Origin of the sequence: Micromonospora echinofusca (genome assembly GCF_017614955.1) — a bacterium.
Lineage (GTDB): Bacteria > Actinomycetota > Actinomycetes > Mycobacteriales > Micromonosporaceae > Micromonospora > Micromonospora echinofusca_A.
Genome location: NZ_WVUH01000623.1, coordinates 1 through 1,686, shown reverse-complemented (window position 1 = coordinate 1,686; position 1,686 = coordinate 1). Strand labels below are relative to the sequence as shown.

The window sequence follows — 1,686 nt, the reverse complement described above, 5'->3', positions numbered from 1 at the left end:
GGATGCGGTCGACCGGCTCCTCGACGGCCCGACACCGCCCACCGACGCCGACCCGGACCCCCTGGCCCGCCTGCTGGCCGCCGCCGCCGCCCCGGCCCGACCCGACGAACTGGCCCGGGAGGAGGCCGCCGTGGCGGCGTTCCGGACCATCCGGGCCGCCGCGCCGGAACAGGTGACCCCACCCGCGTCGGCCCGTCGCCGGGGCACCGGCGCGCTGGCCTGGATCGCCGGTCTCGCCACCGTCGCCACGGCCGGGGTGGCGGTGGCCGCCGGTGGCCTCGGCCGCACCGAGGATCCGGCACCGTCGGAGGCCCCGGGCACCCCACGCGGATCCGCGGCGGCCACCCCCGGCGCGTCGCCCGGTACCACGACCCGGTCCGCGTCGGCCGCGCCGACCTCCGGTACCCCGCGCCCGACCACGGGCACGGTACGGCCCGAGGTCGGGCAGGCCGATGCCCGGAAGCTCTGCGCCGCCCTGCTCAGCAAGGGCAGCGCCGAACGGGCCCGGGAGGCCGGTACGCCCAGCTACCGCCAGCTCGTGCTGGCCGCCGGTGGACCGGAGCAGGTGGAGGGGTACTGCCGGCAGCTGCTGCGGATCCCGCCGGAGCCGACCCACCGGTCCACCGAGCGCCCGGACCGGCCCAGCAGGGTGCCCACCGACGGGCCGGCCCGGACCGGCAGTCAGGTCACCCCGGGCCCGCGTTGACCCGGTCCGTCATCGGACAGCACCGATCCGTTTACCGGGGGCGGATAGTCTGACCATCTGCTAGACAGGGTGGGACGAGCCCGGTCGCATGGACCGGCCGGAGCCCATCCCTGGGCGGAAGGGGACTGCCGTGGTCACGTCACCGGGGCTGGACCGGGCCGAGGTGCTGCACGAGGTCGGTGCCGCCGAACGGCACCTGGCCAGGATCTGTTTCAAGACCGGCCCACCCACCTACACCGGTACCGAGCTGGAATGGACCGTCCACGACGCCGTCGACCCGGCCCGTCCGGTCTCCCGGGACCGGTTGCGTACCGCACTCGGCCGGTACGCCCCGCAGACCCTCGACCCCGCCCGGGACGCGGACCCGCTGCCCCGGGGTGGTGCGGTCACCGTCGAACCCGGCGGGCAGGTGGAGATCTCGACCCGCCCCCAACGCTCCCTGACCGAGCTGGCCGACGCCACCGACGCCGACATCGCCACGCTCACCGGGCTGCTGGCCGCCGCCGGACTGACCCTCGGTGACAGCGGCATCGACCCGCACCGACCACCCCGTCCGGTGGTCGACACCCCGCGCTACCGTGCCATGCGGTGCGTGTTCGACCGGCGCGGGCCGGCCGGCCGGACGATGATGTACAGCACCGCCGGCCTCCAGGTCTGCCTGGACGCCGGGGAACCCGAGCAGGTCGGGGCGCGCTGGGTCGCCGCGCACGCCCTCGGACCACCGCTCGTCGCGGCGTTCGCCACCGCCGGCCGGCACAACGGCCGGCCTGCCGGCTGGGCCTCCGCCCGGATGGCCGCCTGGCTCGACATCGACCCCGCCCGGACCGGCCCGGTCTGGTCGCCCGGGGCGACCGGTGACCCGGTCGCGGCCTGGATCCGGTACGCCCTCGACGCGCCGCTGCTCTGCCTGCGCGCCGACCGCACCGACTGGACACCCCCGGCCGGGGTCACCTTCGCCGACTGGGTCGGCGAAGGTGACC

General features: G+C 77.0%; 2 protein-coding genes. Both read left to right on the top strand.

What is annotated here, in order from left to right; translation table 11 throughout:
* On the top strand, positions 1–706 hold a 706-nt coding region (locus tag GSF22_RS33400; RefSeq protein ID WP_208817891.1), incomplete at its 5' end, for a hypothetical protein.
* Positions 707–836: 130 nt separating this feature from the next.
* Positions 837–1,686: glutamate-cysteine ligase family protein (locus GSF22_RS33395; RefSeq protein WP_208817890.1), on the top strand; the 850-nt coding region annotated here is incomplete at its 3' end.